Origin of the sequence: Nostoc sp. FACHB-280, assembly GCF_014697615.1 — a bacterium.
Classification (GTDB): domain Bacteria; phylum Cyanobacteriota; class Cyanobacteriia; order Cyanobacteriales; family Nostocaceae; genus Nostoc_B.
The window spans coordinates 55,157-79,840 of record NZ_JACJSD010000014.1 but is presented as its reverse complement, the minus strand read 5'-3'; the positions used below and the strand labels follow the sequence as shown (position 1 = coordinate 79,840).

Genomic DNA, 24,684 nt, shown 5'->3' with positions numbered 1-24,684 from the left:
CACTTTTTCCCTTACACTGATAGGAGCGATTAGCTACGCTGGGCGGTTACGCCATCGCATCACCAATCCTGAAAAGTATTTCAATAACCAGAGTCGCGCTGATTTTTGGACTCTTGAATGACAATTTTTGATTCTCTGCTGGCAATTTGTTGCTGAGTAAACATTTCTCTTAGCACTAATGCCGGGTCTACATAGTTATTTGCATATTTCAAGCCCCAGTGGAGGTGCGGCCCGGTGGTGCGTCCTGTCATCCCTACACGACCAATTCTGACTCCGGTGGGAATGACTTGACCTTCCCAAATTTGAATTCCGCCAGCCCTATCTATTAAATAGCGGCGACCATCAGCAGTTTCGACATGGCCTTCTAGATGACAGTAGGTATGTTGCCACTCACCAGATTTTATAACTATGTGAGTGCCGCAAGCGGTGCGATCGCCTACTTTAACTACTGTACCTACCCACCAATTCCGGATATAACTGCCCTGTGGCGCGGCTATATCTAAGCCTCCGTGAAATTCCCAATTCGCCCCACCAGTTGCAGAACGGCGATAACCAAAGGGCGATGTATATGCTTGAAAGTTTTCTACAGGGAAAGACGCAGCTAACCACCCATTGTTTCTGGCGGCTGTTCTTGGTTGCACTTCTCTGGCTGTAACTGTTTCGACATTTGACCCGAAAGTGCTAACACCAACAAAACTCAATCCCAATACTAATAATGTCGCTCCCGAAAGCAATACTTTTTTTGGTCTTTGACCCATTATTGGATTCCTTATTTGCACAGTATCATCTATGATTTATTGGGGAATTAGTTATTTTTTAGCTCTTAATTATGACGATGAAATCAGATTTTTTTGATTTTGTTTGTTTATCTAAAAACATGATTTTATATAATTGATTTCCTAACATTGCTTATGTATTAAGGATGTCAGCATTTTTATTTCCCCGTTTATGTTATCAGATTTTGCAATTAAAGATTAACCATAAGTCATTATTTTGCAGATTTTTTAATTGATAAATATAATTTTCACACTATGTGCTTAGTTGCAGTATCATCAACAATCAGAGTTTGCAGTTATGGCAACTATAGCCATACTTATGTATATACGTAAGTAATACTAAAGAATCAGGAATTTCAGAGAGACAAGGTAGACAAGGGAGACACGGTAGATAAAGGTTGTGAGTTTTCCTTGTGCGGTGAAGGGGGAGTTTCTGCTCTAGATAGTTGAAATCGTGCAAGCATTTATGCTTAAAATTGCTGAATAGGTCGATGGAGCTTGAAAAAAGGCCAAGATGACCATTTGCAGGACGCACCCAAGCCATGTTGACTGATATATTGCCTTTCTCGTTTGAAATTGATACCGTTGCGATCGCTGGCGCTAGTCTGTGGTCTTTAGCGTTGTACTTAGGTTTTTTCCCCTGTAGTGAATGGGTAATTGAGCAGTTAAATCGTTGGTTTAATTTTGCCGAGCGATCGCTGTACACTAGTCAGACAGAATTTGAAAAAACTCGCAAAGCCAGAGAATCCCAAAACGCTTTTTACGCCTCACTATTTAGCATTGTGCCGTTTTTAGGTATAGGCACTTTATGTAACTGGGGCGTAGAAATCAGTTTAGGTCGCAGTTGGGCAATTAGTATCGGGATACTGGCTTGTATTGGTTCTGGGATTTATGAACTAGGGCGACGAGATGGTCAGTCTTCAGATTAAGGAAGCTCACAGAGAAATTCTTTTCTCTGTGAGCTTCTCGGCTGAGTAAGAATTATGTATGTACATTAAGACCTGGTTAATGCCAGATATTGCGTTACTTGATTAAAATATGGAGGCAAGCAATTTCTTAAAAATAAAATTATGAAAAAAACTTTATTGAGCTTGACATTATTGTTAGTGAGTTTTTGTGCCATACCATCTGTAGCTGCTTTATCAGATCGTTGTTTAATTCAAAATCAACGTAGTAATATTCCCCCAGAAATACTCAAAAAATTCTTTTCTGAAGAAAATAATCGGTTGAATATATTTCAAAAACGTCCGCTAATTTCAGCTTCAGATCAGGAGATTAGACAAGCTGCCGTTAACTATACCCTTGCTCATTCTTGTCAATTCAAGATTATAAGTGGCACCCCTGAAGCAATCTTTAACCGTCCAATCAAAGCTGCTGAAATTCCTGCTACTGGTTTCGGAGATTTTGACTTTAAGGAAGAAGAACCACCAATGATGTTAGTAGTAGTCAAAGGAAACTTTGACCTTAGTGGTTCTACCTTTCCTTCACATCCTCGTCGTTCAACAAAGTACACTGCGTATATTTTTGACCTGAAGGCTGGTACACCGATTTTTGCAGCAGTTGGACTATCTGGAAAATACTTCCGCGATGCTCTTAATGACCCAACTTTACCAGATGATTTAGTATCTGTTGGTCTTTAATTTTTACCGAATTTCCTCGCAGACAATTTGAGCGATTTTTTCGGCTGCGCCACTTTCGCCGCGAACCTGTCTCAGCTTTGTACGCATCTCCTCTAACTTTTCGGGATGGGTTAACAAGTCTAAGACCATTTCGCCAACTTCTTGCGCCTGGAGTTGACCCACTAATTCTGGAACTATTTCCGACTGCGCCCAGATATTTGGCCAGGCTAATAAACCCTTGTGTCGCAGAAATAGCCAGTTAATTAATTTGGCAAATGTTGTACCTAGTCCTGGCAAATTCGCTAATAATCCTGGTAAACCATCCCAAGAACGCATAGCATCAAGCTGTTGAGTCGGCAATAATACAATCATTGGTACGCCTAGAGAACCAAGTTCGGCTGTGTTTGCGCCAATAGTAGTTAAGCAAATACTACATTGCGACAAGATGTTATATGCGGGGTTTTCTTGGTGTAGTTCGACGTTTAATCCTTGGTTGGTTTTTAGTAGTGGGTACTCATTGTTTTGTTCTGAACTCACTAAGGAACCACCAGAAAATTTAAAAGTTTCGACAAAATGATTTTTTTGGGGATCGGCAAAGCTGGCTAAAGTTTGTAAATCTAAAGTTGGTGCGACCGGAATAATAAACTTGGTTTGAGGCTGTTTGGCGTTGATGTACTCAGCAATGGCTAAAGTTAATGGGATTCCTTGGGTAAGTTTTGCTGCTTTTGAACCAGGGAGAATACCTATAAGTGCTGAGTGATGAGTGGGGAGTGGGGAGTGGGGAGTAGGGAGTGGGGAGTTTTGGGCTTCTAGCATTAAGTCGCCGACAACAGTGAATTTATGGGCGTATTTAGGGGAGACTTTTTGGGCGACTTGGGGTTTCATCACACCGAAGCGGTCGATTAAATTATGCCAACGGGCTTCCCATTCGGCGTAAACTACGGTGCGATATCCGAGTTTTTTGCCGATGATAATAGGGAAGATTTGATCTCCACCCAGAAAAACTACAACGCCGCGACTTCTCCAGTCCCAATTTTCAGAGGTTTTTCCCCAGAGTAAAAATTGCCAAAAATGTTCTACTGCTTGAACTCGATCAACTTCTGGGTAGGATAGTGCGATCGCTGCTTCTTTTCCACTAGCATTAGGACAAGGTGATAAGACTACAGAAATTCTGACTAAAGAACGGTCATTTCCTAGTTGTTGGCGTAATGCTTTGACAACTGGACGCACCCAGGTTGTGACTTCTCCAGGGCCATTAGAAAGAATGAGAATATCTACTGGAGTCATGATTTATGGCAAAAGTCCAAAGGCAAAAGGCAAAAGTAAGAATTGTTTTTAATATTAGTGGGATTGGTGATGGCAGATGCGTGAATTTACCAACTAACTTTGCAAAAATGCCTCAAACTCTCGCACCGCCACACTGGAACCAACTTGCCAACCTCGCTCAACATACTTCGGTATCAGCTTTTTCACATCAAAATCAGGAAAGTGATAACTTGTTTGACTTTCCTGATACTGCTGTTTATCAAAGTGATAAATTAGCAAATTACTGCGACGATAAATCCAAAGTTCACTAGGGGCAATTGCTTGATAGGCTTCTGGTGTTGTGGTTGAAGTCAAATCAACTTCAATGAGTAAATCGGGAGGAGGGTCAATTTCCAAGTCGAGACGCTCTTTACCCAATATTCGCTGACGATTTTGAAGATAAAAACAATAGTCTGGTTCTACTCCTTGTTGATTTGTCAACTTCAGAGTGATTGGTGTAAATGCTTCCCAGTCTTGACCTTGATAACGGAGTAAAGCCTTTACCAAGTCTGCCAAAATATCAACATTCTTACCATGCCCAGGTAAAGGCGACATAATTCTAATTTCTTGAGTAGCACTGCTATATCTGATTTTTAGCCCAGCTTTATTTTGACGACGGCTCAGGAGATTTTCGTAATCATCCCAAGTGCGATATCGCAAAATTAACTCATCTCCGGGAGCGAGTGCAATCATATCTTGGGTAATCAGAGGTAAAGTCATGTCAGTAATTCACTGCCGACGCAATGATTATAACAATAGAGGTTTGGGGATTTTTGCTTTCAATATGAGGTGAGTTGCAATTAACTAGATGGTAGGGGTTGTTGATTTTCGAGAGTTGGGCTACCGAGTGTCCGGGGTATTTGGACTGCTAAGACTGTCAGATTAATTGCCATATAAGCTACTAGCGACATCCACAGTAAGGAGTTATTGTGAATATACCAAGCTGCGATCGCTACAGGCACAAAGCCACAACTAAAAGCAATTAAGACTGCATTGCGTAAGGTTGCACCTTCTTTTAAACCAATAAAATAACCTTCTAACATAAAGGCAATGGCGGTTAATCCCAACAATGGCAGTAACCAAATTGTATAATTACTGATATGTTTGTTGACTTCGGCGTGATTAGTTAATAGCCCAAAGACTGTATCGGGAAACAGCACTGAAACAACAGCAAAACCCAAAGCAATCACTAAACTGGTCAATACAGAGACAGTCAGCAATGCAGTCATTTGTTCTTTGGCACCTTTGCTATAAAAGTTACCAGTCAGGGTTTGAGTTGTCATTCCCACACCTTGGACTGTGAACTGACTTAATAAAGCAATTTGTAAGAGCAAACCATTCTCGGCTAAGATTTCCGTTCCCATCGCTGCACTCAAGTTGGTGAAGATGGCATAAGTGGAAATCAGCACAATAAAGCGGATGAGAATATTACTCTTCAGCGCCACCGTATCTTTGAGAGCCACCCAATCAAACACTTCTTGGAAAGCTGCGGGTAAGGTTTGCCAGGGAATAGTAAAGCAGGCATATATCAAACCAGTTAATAATGCTAGATATTGACTAATGGCTGTGGCTAGTCCAGCCCCCATACTTTCCCAACCCCAAAGGGAAATCATCAAATAGTCCAGCACCACATTCGAGCCATTACCAATTACAGACATAACTAGGACGACGCTATTCTTTTCTTGTCCCATAAACCAGCCAATTAAGACAAAATTCAGCAATACGGCTGGCGCTCCCCAAATTCTGGCTTGGAAATAATCAGCCCCAGCAATTTCAATTTCTGGGGAACCACTGAGAATCGTAAAGCCAATTTTTTGTAAGGGGTATTGTAACAACAGAATTAATAAGCCAATTCCCAAAGCAATTAAGCCACTACGTATCCCTGCCAAGAGTACGGCTTTGTGGTCATCGAGTCCAACAGCTTGTGCAGTCAACGCATTGACACTAGAACGCAGGAATTTCAACACCCGGTAAAGGTAGTCAAAAATAATTGTTGCTAAAATCACTCCCGCCAAGTGACGGATATCTGCCAAGTGTCCCAAAAAGGCAATATCCACCAAACCGGCTAGGGGAACCATCATGTTGGATAGCATACCAATGCTTGCCAGTTTGTAAAAGCGAGGCAGGAAGTTGTACTTGGTTGAGACCGCAATTGTCATAGATTGTTGTCTGTACTGGAATTTATCTTCCAGTCTGTACTATTTCATGGAGAAATGACATATCATATCGTTTCTGGTGAAAGAATGTTCCTTGATTAAGGGTGTAAGGGTATAAGGGTGCAGGGGTGTAGGTAGGTGCTTTAAAATCCTTACACCCCTGTACCCTAAACCCCTACACCCAGTCTCAACAAATAACCTTTGTAACCAAGTCTTTGTTTAATTTCCTTGCAATGGTGCATTCAAGGCTTTAGTAATGCGATCGCGTGTTTCAAGAATATGAGCTTTGCTATATTCATCTTGGGAACTTACTTGAGCGAGTTTTTCATCTAATTGCTTGAGTTTGTACCAAGCTAAAGTCCGCGCATCTTCGGGGACATTATCTTTCCGCAACACCATAGCAATTAAAATATCCAAGTATTCTCTCTGCAAACCTCGTCGCATACTGGAGATTTGCAAAGCAGATTTTTGGGGGTTGATGACTTCTGTCCAAATTCCTGACTGGAGCGTATCAAATAACTCTGGTAATGTCAGTGCTTGCCCTGATTGGGCTTTGAGTTCCAAATCCTTGAGACGGTAGAGGCGATCGCTTGAAAGTAAATCGCGCAAAACCGCACTCTGCAAGAATAAAACCAACTCATGAATCGGATAATCTAAACGTCCGACGCGGGGATAGCTGCCCCAATGCCGCCACCGGGAAGGTGCTAATTTATTCAATAAATCTGGGGAAAATTTTAAGGCATCTTCGGCAAACACATACTTTTGTAGGGTTTTTAAAGCTTGCCGTTGTTCTTCTACGGGGACTGGTTGAAATGGTAAACGATTTTGTCCACTCAGTTTACTGGAATCCACATCAGCACCTTTGATGCGGTAAAAAGATTGTCCGCCAATATATTTACTCACATAATAAATTTGCTGAAAATAATTGCCCAACACTGTACTAAAGCGTTCGCTGACATCGCTGTAGCTTTCCCCAGCCGTCGGATAACCCCGGTTGAGACGTTCCCACATCACCCGCGAGTTATCTAACTGCCATTGGGCATAAACAAGCACATTGTTACTATTGTCCCAAGCATCGGCAGTGGGGTCGAGGTCATAAACATCCTCGTCTGTGGAATAACTCAACTCTGGTTTAGAGGATTGGTTGGCAATTTCCTGCAACAATGGTTTTTCGGCAATGGGAGTACTAGCCCTAGTGGAGATATAACCATATTGAATTGCCCATTCATCATAAGCACCCACCGCGCTGGGAAAATAATCCCCCTGTTTTGTGCCTTGGGGTGCAATATTGGGGGGAATGTAATCCATTACCGAAGATGTCAAACCTTTACGGTGGGTGACATCTTTATTGTTCATCTCCTGGGGTGGTAGCAGGGTACTACCGCGAAAGTTATGGCGCAAACCCAGTGTATGACCAACTTCGTGGGCAATAATTAACCGTAGATATTGATTGATATATTCTTTTTGTTGCTCTTGGCTAGGTGTCCCATCTTTTAACAGCGTCATTGCCAAAGAACCAAAGGCAAATTGATTCGCAGCTTCCATGCCATAACACAAATCATATTCCCCAGCGAGTTTCGATAAATTGCGGAGTAAGCCATTTTCTTGGGGCTGGGAATTGTCGCCACCGCAAAGAAAGCGATTTTGCATCCAAGTTGATAAAGATGTGCGATTTTGGTTTTGGTTCGGTTGGACAATTTTGCGATATTCACTTTTCAATGCCCGGACAAAACTCGCATCAACTAAAATGTCTGCATCTAAAATTTCTCCGGTTAGGGGGTTAACACGGGATGGCCCCATTGCAAAATAACCATCAACGGTGTTTATCCAGCGAATTGTGTTGTAGCGAATATCTGCCGGATCCCAAGTGGCGTTATCTGGCATTTGTTTGGCTTCAATCGCATCTTTAAATCCGGCTTTGAGGAAGGCTTTATTCCACATTAAGATGCCTTCTTTAATGGCATCACGGTATTCTAAAGGAACGGCATTATCAATCCAGAAAACAATCGGTTTTTTAGGACGGGAAATCGCGGCTGTGGGGTCGGCTTTTTCTAAATTCCAGCGATTAATATAACGTACAAAGGGATCACCACTATCTTTAGTTAAATCTTGGTAAGCGGTGATGAAATAACCAACTCGTTCATCTGCTAAACGGGGGCGGTAATTATTATTAGGTAATTGTGAGAGGCTGTAGTGGACACGCAAGGTAAAGCCACGGTCATCAGCGAGGGAAGCAAAACTCAGCTTTTGATTATCTCGACTGCTAGTCGCACCACTAGAAAAATTTAATACCGACTCAATTTCGATGTTGTTGGGAAAGGCTTTGGCATTACCGAAGTAAGATTGGTCTGTGGTGACGGTTATACCCAAACTGGCAGATAATCCCGCTAAGTCGGAAAGTAGCAAATCACTGAGGTCAACAAGGATAGTTTTGCGTTGGGGATGAATGCTTTTGATGGGTAGCATGTAAAGAGTCGAATCGCTAAACGAACGGGCAAGCGATCGCGCTTGGGGATCTCCTTCTCGTGTGCGAAAATTAACATTACGCACCACAAAGTGTAATTTGTCATCTACTCTCTGCCAATAAAATAAAAAATCTTGCAAAGGTATACCACTGTAAATACCACGTTCCCCAATTCCCGACTCAAGTGTGGCGGTGGCTAAGAAATTATTATTTAACTGTTCTGGTTTAATTTCCAGATAAATTTTATTCTTTTTAGTACTGCGATAGAGTGTGAATAATCCTTCCTTTTTTTCTGTATCTTTAACTACTTCATCAAAGTCTTCTAAATCGTCTTTAGTTGCGGGTTTTGCTGGAGAAGTCGGCTTTTTTTCTGGCTGATTGCTTGATTTCCCAACTTCTAAAAATGGTTGTTTATCTGCTTGTTTGAGATTGTTAACTACCCAAGTAAATGGCTGACTTTCAACTTTTTTATCTTGATTAATTATCCAAACTTGCGGTGACGGTAGTTTTTTCCAGGTGGGATTTGTGCTATTTTTGGTAGGCGTAACTTCTGCAATCTGGTTAACACTTACAGCTTTTGTGTCTTTGTGACTACGTGGCGACTCAGCACTGGCAGTTGCTATCCCGAACAAGAATCCGTGCAGCAAAATTACATAAAAAGTTACTTTATTCATTTAGTTACGGCCCTGATAAGATTTACGAGTTAATTTTTAATTTTGACAAATGAAATTTTTGGCTGCCATCAGTAAAAGCAACCTAAAAAGACCTAGAGTTATCTGAGATTTACAGACAGACTTTTGGCTTCAGTTTTTTGGAGTATTATCTAGTTGTAGAGGATTTTTCCTAAAAATTCCTTAGCGAATCAATAGTAAGTATGATTGTGTCATCAGCAAATTCAAGATACTGGTAGAAATTACACAATTTTTGCGAATAATTTTCAAAAATATAAATTTCCTGATAAATAATAACTGTTAAACCTAAAAATAAATTATTACTGCCTGAAATTTAGCCTCAACTCAGTACTTTCGTCAATAAGCTATACATACTACTTTATACTTGTATCTTGGGACTCTGGAAATTAAACTCAATAATAAAAAATTAATCCATTTTTTAAGATGTAGATTGGTAAATATTAAAAACCTATGCAAATTGTTGTGCTTTTTCAAAAAAACCCCTGTAAAAAAACAGGGGTAGCAGAAAGATGAACTGTTAACGTTACTTAGCTAATCTACTGATTTGCTAAGAAGTTGGGTGTACCATTACCACCAAACTTACCAACAGCTGGAATTTCTAGGAAGCTATCTGTAGCTTTACCTGTACCATCGTTGGTGACAGCGATAGAATCACCCGGATGACCATTGGGAACGAACAATTGTGGGTGGTCGAAGGGAGCTTGATCATAGCGAACTCGCTCATCAGTGAGGGCTTGGAGAAAGGCCACTAAGTCGGCTTTTTCTGCTTCTGTGAGATTTAACTGAGCGAGGGCGCTTTGCCGACGAAAGTCTCCGCCACGATTGTAAAATTCCACAAGTTGTTGCAGAGTCAAGTAACCACCATTGTGGAAGTAAGGCGCGGTAAGTTCAATGTTGCGGAGTCCTGGTGTCTTGAAACTACCATCTGCTAGTACTAAATCACTGGTAGTCACAGTAGTATTCGCTTCCGAACCCAACACTTGTGTAAAAGTCCCTAACAAAGATAATCGTGATTCTGACAGTGGATTACCAAAGGGATCTTTACTACCAACACCCACATCTTCGAGTGTCGGTCTTACACCAATGTTGAAGAAACCATTGTCAAAGATAATTCGGGGAAAGTTGGGGATGGTGAGTATGCCAATACGTTGTTGCTCTACAGCACTAACGGAAGCTCTGGTAAGTTCTGCCCCATTATGACAAATAGTGCATTGAGCTTTACCTTCAAACAGGAGTTTTCCGCTTTGCTGCTGGGCGCTTAACGCACTGGTATTTCCTTCTAAAAAGCGGTCAAGTGGTGTATCGTCAGCAATGAGTGTAGATTCGTACAGTTGGATCGCCAGTCCAAAAAATAATGGGAAGTTGTACTCCATGAGCGTGTACTCATTGGTTTGTAAGGAACGGTCTGGCTTATTGACAAAAGTTCGGCTACCGTCAGAATTGACTTGGATCATCCGATTAGATGCCCACCATTCAGGTTTAAATGCTTGAGCAATTAGTTGTTGATAGCTAAAAGCTTGCAGTCCAGTTCGGGGCGATCGACTATCTTGTCCTAAGACACTATCTTGGGGATGGACTAGCTGTTTACCTAACGGTCTTAAGGGAAGCAACTTTTTCCCTAGTTTTCTGGGTAGTTTCTTACCTCTGCGAAAACGGTGAGTTTTTTGATTAACTGACCCAAACTTATCACCAATTTCTTCAAAGGTGCGGCCATTAGCTGACATTTCAAAAGAACTGATTGGTGGGCCGACGGCTTGGGAAGCTAAAGAAGCATGGTTAAGGCTAACTTTCACAAATTCTAGATGACTGGGAGTAGTGGCTTTCACTACATAAGCGTTGGGGTCTCTCAAGCCAAACTGGTTAACTCCGTTGAAAATTTCCTGCGCTCTACCGTCCCAGAAGTTGCGGAAGTTAAACACGGAATCAATTACAGTGGGCGTGTTACGCGGTTCAACGCGACGCACATTTGTACCTTCGACGTTAAATATGGGATCTGGTATGAGGTTTACTTGATCTTGGGCATTACCAGGTATCACATCGACAAACTCGCTATTGAAGACACCTTGAGAAGAAACGATATCATTCGTCTGGAAAGGAAAATCTTCTGGCTGGAGTTGATAGTTGGGTGCGCCACCAACATCAAATACTGGATCTGGATTTTCTGTTTGATCGGTGTTAAGTCTTAATAGTCCAGGCGCAATCTGATTTTTGGATCTATTGTCAGCACCTGCATGGAAGTGACAACTTGCACATGCAGTCACGCCGTCACTACCTACTTGCATATCCCAAAACAGTGCTTTACCTAACTTGATGGCGGCGACTTTATTTTTCACAAAGTCTGTGAGGTTATCAGGTTCTGGAACTTGGACTGTTTTGAGGGAAGCTAGGGGTCGTGCAACTTGTGCTGAGACTGTGTTTCCGGCGATAATGGCAAACATAGCGATCGCCGCAATGATCATCCCTTTATAAAACCTCGATCTCACTCGTGGAGATGGCAAAAGTTCAATTTTCTTTTGGTTTTGCCATCTACTCTGAGAAGTACGTAGAAAGTACACAATTAAGCTGGTAATGAATATTACCGATATGAGCAAAGGAATAATTTCCATGTTTTTTGTTACTACAAAACATCATATTTTCCACAAAAGCTACTAGCTTGATTTTAAATGTATAGGATTTTACTAACTTTTCCAAGCTAAAAATATTACAGAAAATTAATAGGATTTACTGGACTGGTGTATAAAAATACTTCTGCTGGTATGTCATCACTTAATCTGCATGAACGGGTGAAGATTTGATACCATAACTGCATGTCATTACATCAAAACTCTGGACGCTGGCGTTTAGGCCTGGCATTATCTCTACTGACTGTTTTTCTATGGGGAATTTTACCAATTGCCCTGGCGGTAACATTGCAAGCACTTGATGTCTATACGGTGATTTGGTTTCGGTTTTTAGTGTCGTTTATATTACTAAATATATATTTGGCAATGCGTGGCGAGTTACCAAAGTTACGTCAATTACCTGCTGCTAGTTGGAAGTTGTTAGCGATCGCTACAATTATGTTAGGGGCTAATTACTTCTTTTTTATGCAGGGTTTGGCGTTAACATCTCCAGCCAACGCAGAAGTATTAATTCAATTAGCGACTTTGTTATTAGGCTTGGGTGGGTTAGTGATTTTTCACGAACGTTATACACTCAGCCAATGGCTAGGGGTGAGTGTATTAATTTGTGGTTATATAATATTTTTCCGCGACCAAATCACTAATTTAATTACCGCACACAGCACATATATTTTTGGTAGTGGTTTGGTCATTTTAGGTGCAGCAGTTTGGGCTATTTACGCTTTAGCACAAAAGCAGTTATTACAATCATTATCTTCACCCAATATTATGATGATGATTTATGGTGGTGCGGCTTTATTATTTACACCATTGGCTAAACCAGACCATCTTTTAAAACTCAATAATTTACAGTTGGGAATGTTAATTTTTTGTGCTTTAAATACTTTAATTGCTTATGGTGCCTTTGCCGAATCATTAGAACATTGGGAAGCATCCCGTGTTAGTGCTGTGTTGACTTTAGCGCCAATTGTGACTTTAATTACTGTTGAATTAGTAGTAATATTCACACCTGGCTTAATTCCCGCAGAAAATATCACCCTCACTGGTATTATTGGTGCAGTGTTAGTAGTAGCTGGTTCGATGGCGATCGCTTTAGGGAAAAAAGCCCAGTAAGTAATGAATAATGAGTAATGGGTAATGAGTTAAAAATTTACTTATTACTCATGGTGTACTTCACTTACTTCAAAAGTGTTGTAAACCCCTCAGAATGGAAGTCTAGTGCTATGTAAACAAAGGCTACTTTTGCAGACTAATTATATGCTTGTTTATTACTTTTCCCTTCTGCCTCCTGCCTTTCAACTCCTGCCTTCTTCAATTACGAGTTAATAGTTCTAGGTTATGACCATTGGGGTCGTAGAAATAAAAACCACGCCCACCTTGGCGATGATTAATTTCGCCTTTGTGCTGGTGCATTGGGTCACTGGTATACTCCAGACCAGCTTGTTTGACTCTCGCAAAGATAGTGTCAAATTCCTCATCACTAACATGAAAAGCATAATGATGAGATTCAAAAGAGTTTCTGTCATCAAAATCAAATGTTAATGTGTCATTAACTCGCACCGCCGCAAAATGACCAGCAGGTTCAACTTTTAAACCAAAAATATCAGCAAAGAACTGGGCAGAGGCTTGTTTATCATGAGCAGGAACTATAGTGTGGTTCAAGGAGATAGTCATAGCTTTTTACATCTGATGTTGTTTTTAGATTTATTTCTAGAATGACCGATTAAACTTGATTATGACCTCCTCATTTCGATAGGATTTATCTAGCTTGCAGTAGAAGATTAAAATCGCGGCTAAACAAACGAAGCCTAGCTACGTAGGCTCAAAACCAAGAATTTTCACAGTCAATAGAGATGGACTTATTTTTTTATGATCTTGAAGTGAACCAAGGGTTATGCAAAAATTGGGGTCTTTCGCATCTGAGGAATTGAGACATGGCGCGTCTAGCACTGCTGAGTGTATCTAACAAAACTGGTTTAATTGACCTAGCCCGTAGCTTGGTAGAAGAATTTGCATTTGATATTATCAGCAGTGGGGGAACAGCTAAAGCCCTCAAGGATGCAGGAATACCAGTAACAAAGGTTTCTGATTACACTGGTTCGCCAGAAATTTTGGGTGGACGGGTAAAAACGCTGCATCCGCGCATTCATGGCGGAATTTTGGCACGGCGGGACGTTCCCCAAGATATTACAGATTTAGAAAATAACCAAATTCGCCCAATTGATTTGGTGGTAGTCAATCTTTATCCCTTTGAGGAGACTATTGCTAAACCAGGGGTGACATTAGCCGAAGCTGTGGAACAAATTGATATTGGTGGCCCGGCGATGTTGCGGGCTTCATCCAAGAATTTTGCTAATTTGACTGTATTATGTGAGCCGCCGCAGTATGATGAATATCTGCAAGAATTACGGCAAAATAACGGGGAAGCTTCCTTAGAATTTCGCCAAAAAGCAGCTTTGAAAGGATTTTTACATACGGCGAGTTATGATCAGGCGATCGCATCTTATCTTGCAGGTACACCACAACACACCCTCAGTGGTACAGAATTACAATCTCTGCGTTACGGCGAGAACCCCCATCAAAGTGCGGCTTGGTATCAAACTGGAACTACACCCACAGGATGGGCATCTGCTAAAAAACTCCAAGGTAAGGAACTCAGCTACAATAACTTAGTTGATTTAGAAGCAGCGCGGCGAATTATTGCTGAGTTTACCGACACACCAGCCGCAACCATTATTAAACATACCAATCCTTGCGGTACGGCTTTGGGCGATACTATTGTTGAAGCTTATCAAAAAGCTTTTAATGCTGATTCGACTTCCGCCTTTGGGGGAATTGTGGCTTTAAACCGTCCCATTGATGCAGCAACAGCCAGCGAGTTAACTAAAACTTTCTTAGAATGTGTGGTTGCGCCTGACTGTGACGCAGAAGCACAAAAAATACTCTCGAAGAAAACCAATGTGCGGGTTTTGACATTAGCAGATTTGAGTAGTGGCCCGAAAACTTTAGTTAAACAAATTGCTGGCGGTTTCTTAGTACAAGCAGCCGATGATATTGTGGCTGACACAAGTAAATGGCAAGTGGTGACGGAACTGCAACCCACACCTGACCAGTTAGCCGAATTGCTGTTTGCATGGAAAGTCTGCAAACATGTTAAATCTAATGCCATTGTACTCACAAGCGATCGCACTACCCTTGGTGTTGGTGCAGGGCAAATGAATCGCGTTGGTTCTGCTAAAATCGCTCTCGAACAAGCTGGTGAAAAAGCTAAAGGCGCAACTCTCGCCAGTGACGGATTTTTCCCCTTTGATGATACTATCAGAGCCGCCGCCGCCGCAGGCATTACTGCCATTGTCCAACCAGGAGGTAGTTTACGCGACCAAGATTCCATCAAAGCTGCTAATGAACTGGGTTTAGTAATGGTTTTGACAGGAGTACGGCACTTTTTACATTAATTGGGACTGACGCATAAATATTGTTGAGAATGGGTGTAAGGGTTTAAGGGTGCAAGGGTGTAATGTTACACCCAGATACAACCAAAAATCTTGGGTGCTAACTCAATCCAGATAGTGCAGTTATAAAAGTGTCACTCATAACACTTGCTCTTATTTAAGGGTAGTGTTATTCTCTAGTTGTGTGAGGAGCAAGTTGAAATTAAAGAGCGTCTGGGGTGGAAACACGGCAACACTCCCGGACGCTTTTTAGTATTTACCCTGATTTTATGTAACCATCAAGAATAAACAGCACTTTTTGAAATCAGTGGCTTGTGGAAATGCAGAAAGTCGTAGCTGTAAATAGTCCGGCTTGCTACTTCCCTCTGATGAATGGACGCTATGAAGTCAAGCCAGGAATGATGTTGCTTGGTTCCTGTTTTGGTAATGGTCAAGCTGATAAGCAAGTATTTCAAATTGATAATAATTTTAGTGATTACCGTCAGGCTAAACTTTTAGCTCGTGCAGAACGGTTAAGTAAATATTACCAGACTTACAATTATTCTAAGGCTGTGGCAGGTGCGATCGCTCGTTTAATTATTGAGCGCCTCACTCAAGAACATCCCCAATACTTTAGCTATGAACGATTAAGCGCCAATAGCTGGAGATTTTATAGCCAACTCACCCAAGAAATACTTTATTTAGATGCAGACTGGCAGTTACAAAAAGTTGAAGGTAGGTCACAGGTTCCAGCTTACGCTTCTAGCCTGGATGCTTTAGCCGCCCAAGTACAAGAAGATTTTACAGTTATTTGCAGTGCTAAAGATGGTGGTAATTGGCTAAGTGCAGTTCACTTGTGTTACCCCAACCATTGGTCAGCCGCAGAAAAAATTGGTCAAGATTTTGCCACCATACATATACCTGTGGCGGATATGGAAAAAATTAATCACCGTGCAGATGCGATCGTTCATACTATGATTAACCGTCAACCAACGGTGCGCTTTGCTTGGGGTTTGAGTACCGATATGCGCCTAAATCATCATCCTGAACCACCACCTAGTGTATTAGTTAATCAGTGGCAAGGTAGAAACTTTGATCCTCAGCATCCCCAGCTTTATTTGCGAATTGAACGACAAGTTATTTGGGGACTACCACAGTATCAAGCAGCATTGTTTACTATTCGTACTTATTTTAGAGATTGCGCTGTGCTGACACAAGATTCGCTGTTACGGGGTAAGTTAAGTGCTGCAATTGAATCTATGTCACCAGAGTCACTTGTTTACAAAGGTTTAGTAGATAGTAAAGCTAATATTTTACGTTGGCTCAACGAAGATTGAATCAAGTGCTGAGTATAGCAAAGCTAAAATTAAAACTGGCAAATGTTGGGTGGAGCGATAGCGCAACCCAACCTACCTTTCTGTAACCTGTAACCTACAACCTATCACCTACTATAAATCAAGCTGGCTATGACTGCTGCTAATTCTGCTGGTTCGATGGGTTTGGTGAGATGTCGCTGAAAGCCTGCGGAGATGATTTTTTGGGAATTTACTTCGCCGGCAAAAGCAGTTAAAGCGATCGCAGGTAATATACTGGCAGGAGTAGTCTTTCTTACCTGTTCAATTAGCATGTAGCCATCCATTGTTGGCATACCAATATCACTCAACAGTAAATCTGGTTGTGTTTGAGCGATCGCTTGTATTGCTGCTAGGGCTGAGTTTACCGCTTGGACTGTCGCACCATACTGTTCCAAAATAAAAGTGAGTAAATTCAAAGTATCAACATCATCATCTACAATAACTATCTGCACACCTTGAAGATTTGGGGCATTTTCAATTAAAGGATAGTTGGGCAATGTTTCAGTGGTGGTCACAATTAACGGTAACTGCACGGTAAAGGTTGCGCCTAGGTTTTCTCCGGGACTTGTGACTTGCACAGTACCACCGTGGAGTTCGACAAGATGGCGCACAATGGCTAATCCTAATCCTAGTCCACCAAATTTCCGCGTTGTAACCTCATCGGCTTGGCGGAAGCGGTCAAACACGAATGGGAGAAACTCTGCACTAATACCTTTACCTGTATCTGTAACTTGAATTTGGGCAGAATTACCCACTATTTCTAGTCGGACTTCCACTCTGCCGCCTTCTGGTGTAAACTTCACGGCATTGGTGAGTAGGTTCCAAATAATTTGTTGTAGGCGGTTGGGATCACCTGCTACTTGTAGCGCACTCACGGCAAAATCTGTTTGTAGCTGAATTAATTTGCTTTCGGCGGCTAAACGCACAGTATCTAGTGCGGCTTCTAAGCAGCTTACTAAGTCAACTGTGCAGATATTCAAACTTAGCTTCCCGCGCAGAATCCGCGAAACATCTAGTAAATCATCAATTAATCTTGCTTGTAATTTAGCATTGCGCTCGATGGTGTCTAAGGCTTGGTTTGTCTTAGCTGCATCTAATCTGCGACTTTTGAGCAGTTTTGCCCAACCGAGAATCGGATTCAGTGGCGATCGCAATTCATGGGAGACAATTGCTAAAAAGTCATCTTTCATCCGGTTGGCTGTTTCTAGTTCTATTCTGGCTGCACGTTCTCGTTCTAATGCTTGCGCCCGTTCTTCCACCATTATTTTTTGTTCATGAATATCAGTACATGAACCAAACCATTTGATAATCTGTCCGTCTTGATTTCTCAATGGAAATGCTAATCCTAAATGCCAGCGATATTCGCCATCCGCAGCGCGACGCATACGATATTCAATCTCATACTTTTTCCCAGTCTGCAAGCAATCTAGCCAGCAATTGATAGTACTCTGCACATCATCAGGATGTAAAATATTTAACCAGCCTTCACCTTGGGTTTGTTCTAAGGTTGTGCCTGTGTAGTCATACCAACGTTGATTAAAATACTCATGGTAGCCATCTGGTTGGGTAATCCAAAACATTTGCGCCATTGTGTCCGCCAGTGTGCCAAACATCAATTCGCTTTGTTGCAAGGCTGCTTCGGCTTGTTTACGTTTGCTTAGGTCAAGTACAAAGCAAACCCATCTAAATGGACTGCGTGTTAATAAAGTCGCACCCAATAAAATCGGCACACGCGTGCCATCTTTACGGATATATTCTTTCTCAAACGGAGTACAAACACCAGAAACAAAGACTTCTTCTACTTTGGCTTTATCTAGTTCTCTATATTCTGGCGGTGTCATGTTTTGCCAACGCAGTTTCCCCGCTAATAAATCTTCTTGGGTATAACCAAGCATTTGTAAAAAGGCATCGTTGGCAAAGGTAATTTTATCTGGTTCGGCTTCAATAATCCCGATAATGCTTGATTCTAATAGCTGCCGTAAGCGAGATTCACTTTGTTTGAGTGCTTCTTCGGCTTGTTTGCGATCGCTAATATCAACATTAACTCCTACCATCCGTAAGGGTTTACCTTCGCGATCGTAATAAACTTTGGCTCTAGCATGAAGCCAATGAATACTGCCATCCCGCCACACTACCCGAAAGTCGGTGAAAAACTGGCCTGTTTTTAAAGAATTAACTATATCTGCATGGGTTGTGGCTAAATCGTCAGGATGAACCCATTTTTTCCAATCTTCATAGGTTCCACCAAATTCACCAGGCTGTAAACCGTAAATTACTTCTAATTCTTTTGACCAAATATTAACGTTAGTGGGGATATGCCATTCAAAGCTGCCAATTTTACCAACTGTTTGGGCTAAATCTAACCATTCTTGCTTTTGCCTTAATGCTTCTTCTTGAAGCTTGCGCTCAGTTATATCTAAAAAGGCTCCGACGACACCCCTAATCTTACCCGCAGAATCACGCAATGGTGCTGCTTTGCCATAAATAAATTGCACATCATCTTCACTAAAAACAAACTCAAATTCTCCCTCTGTCTCCTCACCTGTTAAAGCAGCTTGCTGCATTGGTAGTTCTTTAAGGGGGACATCTTGCCCATTTTGTTGAATTTTAAAGGGAAAAGGGTATTCTCCACTAACCGGAGTTGCTGTCATAATAGAGCCTGGTTCTAGGCGCATTAATTTATACGCACTGCGGTTAACTGTCATGTGATGACATTGGGGATCTTGAGCAATCCAAACTGCGGCTGGTACAGTTTCCATAATGGTTTCTAGTTCTTCAGCCCTGGCTTTGGCAAATGCTTCACTTTGGCGCAATTTCGCTTCGGAATGCTTGCGTTCGGTAATATCAACATTCACAGCAACAGCATGAATAATTGCTCCAGTTTCATCGCGGATAGGAATAGCAGAATTAAGGATGGTTTTGCGTTTACCATCAAAACTTTCAATATCAATTTCTTCGCCAATGACTGTTTCACCTGTAGTTAAAACTCTAGCTAGTGTCCATTCGTGGGCAGCAATTGGTTTACCGGTATCTGCCCACCATCCTTTATATTCATGATATTGACTGGGGTCATCTAAAAAAGGGGCATTTTCTCCCCAAATCATTTTGATAGCTGGATTAACTTCGATAAATTTGCCTTGAGCATCAGCAATCACTACTCCTACAGGTAAAATATCGAGCATGGCACGCAACAGTTGACCTTCGCGATCGCGCTTGGCCTGTTCTTGCGCTAAAATCGCCTCGGAATGCTTGCGCTCGGTAATATCAGTGAGCATTGCAACCATACCAGAGAATTTGCCTTGCTCATCTAAAATTGAGCTAAGAGAAGCAATTACCCAAAGTTCCGATGCGTCTTGGCGGCGTAAGCAGAGTTCAAATTGTCGTTTTGTTTCCTGGTGCTGTTGCTGATTTTGTTCTAGCCATTGCCGAATTTCGCTTTGAGCATCATGTGCTAAAAAATCAAAAATGGCGCGATCGCTCATCTGCTCTACACGATAACCAAGCATTGCAGCTAGTTGGGAATTGACAGATTCTGTTTTTCCATCTTGATCAAATATCCAAATCCCTTCATAAGCTGTTTCCAACAGACGGCGATAGTTCACTTTCAACTTGGCCAACTTAGACTCAGATTTCTGCTTGGCAATATATAACTCTGAATTTAAAGAACTAATGAATAGTGCTGTGAACCCAAAAACAACTAGCTGTATTACATCAGCCCCGGTTTTGGGTAGTAGAGAATAGATGGGCGAAATGAAAAAGTAGTTATTGACTACAACCGCCAACAAAGTTGCCCATAAGCCAGAAACTAATCCCCCATACCAACTACTAAAGACTACAGCAACAAAAAAAATTGGCGAGACTTCCAATTTTAAAAAGTTATCCAGCGTTAAGCCTAGTAGCAGCGCCATTAACACGGAAAACACAGAAACAAAGTAACGCTGCAAATAGAAGCGCTGGATTTTTGACATACTGCGATTAATCCTTGGAAGTCACCTGTGTCTAAGACATAAAATTTTTATTGCTGGTAGGCAACCATCCTGAGTTATATCTTATCTAAATATTTAAGTTGTATGTGTATCACTGCCGTAAATCACGGGTGATTTAAAGACTTAATAAAGTGTTACATAATATACTTGTCATTTCCAAAAACAAGTGATAACTTCTAGTTGTGTGTGAGGAGCAAGTTGAAAATAAAAAGCGCCTGGGGTGGAAACACGGCAACACCATCAGGTGCTTTTTATTTGGGCTGTATATTTTAGCATACTTTGTGCAATTGGTAAAACTGTCACACAACAGATTTACTAATTCAAAAAACAAATGCTATTTTATATTTGTGTGTGAGGAGCAAGTTGAAAAGAAAGAGCGTCTGGGGTGGAAACACGGCAACACTCCCGGACGCTTTTTCATTTGTATTTTTCGATGATTATGCGGTAGTTGAGCGAAGACGAAACTTAGTGAAAATCTGGAATTGCTAAAAGGCTTGTGGTATCACTATTCTTTCTTTTTCCTCTTGCGAGTTCGCCAGTTGCTTTATGCCGGGGAACCCGTCCACCGCACTGGCTCACTTTTTACTTTTGCCCTGTTGTACTAGCTACAAAAGTCCACTCTAGTACTTTAATGGGAGCTTGTTGGAGGGCTTGAATCAGTTTAGCGGGAGTAGCAAACTTGACTTGGGATAATTCACAAGCTTCGACATTGACAGTAAATTTTTCGTCTTCAAACGGCCAAGGTTCGACTGTGACTAAAGAGTCACTGCGTTGCATAATGTCATAACGTTGACCATCAGGCCCTTTGCTAATTTCTAAGAAGCGTTCATCCGCAGGTAGTTCTTGCTGACAGAGAATTAGAGATAGGCGATCGCACCACTGCATAAATGCGTAAGCTGCATCCGCCTCATCTTTGGCAATCCCTAACTCTTTACACCAATGTTTTTGGTTTTGTACTTGTTCGTCTAAAAACTTGTCTAATTCTGGCGACTTACCTCGTTGAGACTCATTGATTCGACACATGTGCTTAGAAATTAAAAGAGTGACCCAACGTCCACGATAGTGAGCATTCTTCACTAGATTGGCTAACTTCTCCACATCAATGTCTGTATTCAACATGAAATCCCTTGGTGCGCCAGCTTCCGTCAGGTTATCTTCTTCCCACTCTTTTTCTAAGTCATCGTGATGAGAAATTGCAGCTAATGTTTCGTATAATCTGGGGGGTGCATTTTTCCGCCGCCACTGTCCTGCTAACTGTGCTGCAAGTAAAGCATGGGCGCGATGATAAATTACTTCCCAACCATTTTGTGTGGGTTTAACAATCACTGATAAATCTCCCTAGAACAGTGCTGAGTTTTGAATTAAAAAAAGGCAACAAAATAAGTCAGGGAAGAAACTCCCACTGACTTAAGTCATGATTATTGAGGGTTGACACAGAATTAGGAAGACAAAAACTTTAGTTAGTTTTGCTTTCTAAAGGATTAGCAACGTATTTGAAAGCAGGTTCAGAATTCCAAGGGCCGCGCTCATCGTGACCATTACCATTAGTAGACAGATTGTAGTAAATATTCACTGTTTCATCAGGCTGAATATTACCGAAGAATGGATCTGTCAATTTACCCAGAGAATCTAATGCTTTCATAAACATCTGGGTATGCGAAATTTCTCTAGTTAATAGATGCACCAAAGTATTTTTCGTACCTTGATCTGGTGCTAACTTAATTAACTCTTCGTAAGTTTGACGAGCGCCAGCTTCAGCAGCAATATTGGCTCGCAAATCACGGACTACATCTCCACCTTCGTTGATATAGTTAGCTGTCCAAGCATTACCTTGACTATCTAAAAAGTGGGGGCCAATGCCACGAACAGCGAACAGAGTACTTTTATAAGCCTCGGTTTGGTCAGTATCTTTAGTGTGAGCTTCAATTAGTTTACCAACCATTTCTAAATGCCCGAATTCTTCAATGGCAATATCTTGCAACATATCTCGAATTCCAGCATTTTCCACATGAAAAGATTGCACCCAATATTGCAAAGCGGCTGTTAGTTCTCCTGTTGCACCGCCAAACTGCTCAAGCAGTAACTGAGCAAAACGGGGGTTGCTGTCATTAACGTTGACAACATGAATTGGATCTTTCTTATGGAAAAACATGCAAGACCTCTGCGATTTTTTCAACAAAACATCGTGAGCAATAAATTTATTGCCTTAGCAGTTGATAGTTTTTAACTGCTTTTATAGATAAACAATATGATTAGTGCGTTGTTGGCAAACTAGCTTTCTACAGTAGGTATGTCAAAACCATCTTTGTATGGTGGTAAAGAGTGTTATTGGTGAAGTTTACCAAACACACTCTAGATTGAATAAAGGTTGAATCACGATGGTTTAAGCATTACTGCTTCTTTGCAACAATCCCCATAAGTAAATAGCAATAATGGCACCAATGATTGCTATAAATAAACCGGGAAGACTAAAACTAGTGGCTGTCAACTGCAAAGTTCCCGTTTGCAACAAAGTATATAAACTTCCACCAAGAAAAGCACCAACAATACCTAAAATCATTGTGGAAAGAATACCGCCACCTTGATAACCAGGGTAAATGGCTTTAGCGATCGCACCAGCTAATAAACCTAATATTATCCAAGCAATAATATTCATAACGACCTCGGAAATCTCATCTGTAATCAGATTAACAACATTGATTTATCGGCGTTTCTCCCAGATGAGGTAACTTGTGAAGTCAAAAGATAGATAGATTTTTATCTATAAATTGGTAGATAAAAATACCTAACGATAGCCATCTTATTTGAGATATAGCAATCCTAAATCATTTGTGAAATTCTCTTTCTTCTCTTTATTCTTCTTCTTTGTGTCCTTTGCGTCCTTTGCGGTTCGTTATAAAGAATATTTTTTACAACTCAGATAGGATTGCTATATGAATAAGAGACTTCAGAGAGACACGGTAGACAAGGGAGATAGATGTTTGTAAATTACTTAGGCTTGCTATATCTCAATATGCTTTTAGTTTCTCAGTACCAAAGAATGTGTGAAACATGAGATATTTCCACAATAGTCTATGTAGAATTTGCAGGCGATCGCATTACCAAATTCTTAAACATCTAGTTAGTTTATCGGTAGTTTGAACGAAAAACAAGCTAGAGATAGTTTTGATATTATGTGCGATCGCTAATTGACTGATTTTCTAGATATAGACTCTTTATAATAGAAAGTATTTTTTTTCTTGATAGTTTTTTAGTATTTATATTTTTCAATGAAAATTAATAATAATTGCTTAAATGTGAATCAGCGATCGCTAGTTCTGTTGTAGTCATCAGCACTAATTACAGCTACGATAAGGAGGTGTGTAAATTTTTGCCCTTAGCACCAGACTATAGCGGAATTAAATATAGGCTTGATGACTAGCATGGATACGAATGAATTAAAGTTTCTTCTAAAGTTATTGGGATTTGCCAATTATCGAGCAGGATTGTCTGCTTTTAGTAGTTTTAAAGGTAAAGATAAAATTTGTCGAGAGTTAGGCGATCGTGAACTGGTAGACTATACCCGTGAGATTGCCACAGTTAAGATTCTATCTACTGGTCAAGCCTTGCTGAAACTCCCAGCAGGAGAAGTACCCATCACAGACACAGAACTTAAGGTGCTGGAGAAAATCAGTAAAGCTTCCGGTAAAATCGCACCCAGCAAAATCGCCGGTTTAAAAGCTGCTGAACGAGACGCAGTATTAAAAACCCTCAAGGAACGCGGGTTAATTGAAGCTGAAACCCAACTCAAAAAGACCAAAGCTGAAGTTTGGCTGACTGAAAGAGGAATTGAGTTTCTCCGGGATGACTACAACCCCAACAAAGGCGTTCAACCAGCCATCAGCTTAGAATTGCTGGGTAATTATCTACGGTTTTTACGCAAGACTTTGCGAGTTAAACAGGAACAACCACCTATATTTGAGCCACAATCTGATAACAGCATTAATATTAATGACGAAGAAATTTTACAAATTGTTGAAAAATTAGATAAGGAATTAGGAACAGAGAATTATCTACCTATTTTCCATCTGCGGCAAAAATTACAACCGCCATTATCGCGTGATGAATTAGATCAGGCTTTGTATCGTTTGCAGGCTCAAGACAAAATTGATTTTAGTACTCTACAAGAAGCTAGTATCTATACCGCAGAGCAAATAGATGCAGGGATTCATCAAAATATTGGTGGTTCGCTGTTTTTTATTACAGTGAATTAAAACAGATTTTACGTAAAAAGCAAATC

Annotated in this window: 17 protein-coding genes; 6 read left to right on the top strand and 11 right to left on the bottom strand. The window is 41.0% G+C overall.

All coding sequences use genetic code 11. The annotated features are described in order from the left end of the window. Nucleotides 1–80 precede the first annotated feature (80 nt). A complete protein-coding gene (locus H6G75_RS12670; protein WP_190980375.1) occupies nt 81–758 on the bottom strand; it encodes a M23 family metallopeptidase in 678 nt (225 codons plus the stop codon). 560 nt (nt 759–1,318) lie between these two features. Between H6G75_RS12670 and H6G75_RS12665 the strand changes: the two genes are divergently transcribed. After that, nucleotides 1,319–1,705, top strand: coding sequence for a hypothetical protein (locus H6G75_RS12665; protein ID WP_190980373.1), 387 nt, complete (start codon nt 1,319–1,321; stop codon nt 1,703–1,705). 141 nt (nt 1,706–1,846) lie between these two features. Continuing rightward, entirely contained in the window at nt 1,847–2,416 is a 570-nt protein-coding gene (locus tag H6G75_RS12660) for a hypothetical protein (RefSeq protein WP_190980371.1), read from the top strand. 3 nt (nt 2,417–2,419) lie between these two features. Here the strand turns inward: H6G75_RS12660 and H6G75_RS12655 are convergent, their stop codons facing one another. The 5 genes from H6G75_RS12655 to H6G75_RS12635 all read right to left on the bottom strand — a co-directional run bounded on the left by H6G75_RS12655 (nt 2,420) and on the right by H6G75_RS12635 (nt 11,618). Then, the gene (locus H6G75_RS12655) at nt 2,420–3,682 is read right to left on the bottom strand and encodes a lipid-A-disaccharide synthase (RefSeq protein WP_190980369.1); all 1,263 of its coding nucleotides are present in this window, start codon (nt 3,680–3,682) and stop codon (nt 2,420–2,422) included. A gap of 93 nt (nt 3,683–3,775) precedes the next feature. Then, nucleotides 3,776–4,420: a Uma2 family endonuclease gene (locus tag H6G75_RS12650; RefSeq protein WP_190980367.1), complete on the bottom strand. Its 645-nt coding sequence runs from the start codon at nt 4,418–4,420 to the stop codon at nt 3,776–3,778. An 80-nt stretch (nt 4,421–4,500) separates the two neighbouring features. Continuing rightward, the gene (gene gntT / locus H6G75_RS12645) at nt 4,501–5,859 is read right to left on the bottom strand and encodes a guanitoxin biosynthesis MATE family efflux transporter GntT (RefSeq protein ID WP_190980364.1); all 1,359 of its coding nucleotides are present in this window, start codon (nt 5,857–5,859) and stop codon (nt 4,501–4,503) included. Between the two features lie 216 nt (nt 5,860–6,075). After that, nucleotides 6,076–8,994, bottom strand: coding sequence for a zinc-dependent metalloprotease (locus tag H6G75_RS12640; RefSeq protein WP_190980362.1), 2,919 nt, complete (start codon nt 8,992–8,994; stop codon nt 6,076–6,078). Between the two features lie 554 nt (nt 8,995–9,548). Next, nucleotides 9,549–11,618, bottom strand: a complete 2,070-nt coding sequence (locus H6G75_RS12635; protein ID WP_190980360.1) for a cytochrome-c peroxidase — start codon at nt 11,616–11,618, stop codon at nt 9,549–9,551. Between the two features lie 201 nt (nt 11,619–11,819). Here H6G75_RS12635 and H6G75_RS12630 point away from each other — a divergent pair, with 201 nt between their 5' ends. Next, nucleotides 11,820–12,746: a DMT family transporter gene (locus H6G75_RS12630; protein ID WP_190980358.1), complete on the top strand. Its 927-nt coding sequence runs from the start codon at nt 11,820–11,822 to the stop codon at nt 12,744–12,746. Between the two features lie 198 nt (nt 12,747–12,944). Here the strand turns inward: H6G75_RS12630 and H6G75_RS12625 are convergent, their stop codons facing one another. Further along, nucleotides 12,945–13,307 (bottom strand): VOC family protein, encoded by a 363-nt coding sequence (locus tag H6G75_RS12625; RefSeq protein ID WP_190980356.1) that lies wholly within the window; start codon nt 13,305–13,307, stop codon nt 12,945–12,947. Nucleotides 13,308–13,567: 260 nt separating this feature from the next. Between H6G75_RS12625 and purH the strand changes: the two genes are divergently transcribed. Continuing rightward, nucleotides 13,568–15,088, top strand: a complete 1,521-nt coding sequence (purH, locus tag H6G75_RS12620; RefSeq protein ID WP_190980354.1) for a bifunctional phosphoribosylaminoimidazolecarboxamide formyltransferase/IMP cyclohydrolase — start codon at nt 13,568–13,570, stop codon at nt 15,086–15,088. Nucleotides 15,089–15,405: 317 nt separating this feature from the next. Further along, a complete protein-coding gene (locus H6G75_RS12615; protein ID WP_190980352.1) occupies nt 15,406–16,401 on the top strand; it encodes a DUF3445 domain-containing protein in 996 nt (331 codons plus the stop codon). 104 nt (nt 16,402–16,505) lie between these two features. On the opposite strand, the gene H6G75_RS12610 is transcribed toward H6G75_RS12615, so the two are convergent. From H6G75_RS12610 to H6G75_RS12595, 4 genes are all read right to left on the bottom strand, one after another. Next, on the bottom strand, nt 16,506–20,387 hold the full coding sequence (locus tag H6G75_RS12610) for a PAS domain S-box protein (RefSeq protein ID WP_190980350.1): 3,882 nt from the start codon (nt 20,385–20,387) through the stop codon (nt 16,506–16,508). Between the two features lie 600 nt (nt 20,388–20,987). Next, nucleotides 20,988–21,731 (bottom strand): DUF3891 family protein, encoded by a 744-nt coding sequence (locus H6G75_RS12605; RefSeq protein ID WP_190980348.1) that lies wholly within the window; start codon nt 21,729–21,731, stop codon nt 20,988–20,990. A gap of 130 nt (nt 21,732–21,861) precedes the next feature. Next, nucleotides 21,862–22,557 carry a manganese catalase family protein gene (locus H6G75_RS12600; RefSeq protein WP_190980346.1) on the bottom strand — a complete coding sequence of 232 codons (696 nt, stop codon included), beginning with the start codon at nt 22,555–22,557 and terminating at the stop codon, nt 21,862–21,864. Between the two features lie 231 nt (nt 22,558–22,788). Next, nucleotides 22,789–23,061, bottom strand: a complete 273-nt coding sequence (locus H6G75_RS12595; protein ID WP_190980344.1) for a GlsB/YeaQ/YmgE family stress response membrane protein — start codon at nt 23,059–23,061, stop codon at nt 22,789–22,791. Nucleotides 23,062–23,827: 766 nt separating this feature from the next. Between H6G75_RS12595 and H6G75_RS12590 the strand changes: the two genes are divergently transcribed. Beyond that, complete coding sequence (locus H6G75_RS12590; RefSeq protein WP_190980471.1) at nt 23,828–24,658, top strand: transcription factor RcaD; 831 nt, start codon at nt 23,828–23,830, stop codon at nt 24,656–24,658. Nucleotides 24,659–24,684 lie beyond the last annotated feature (26 nt).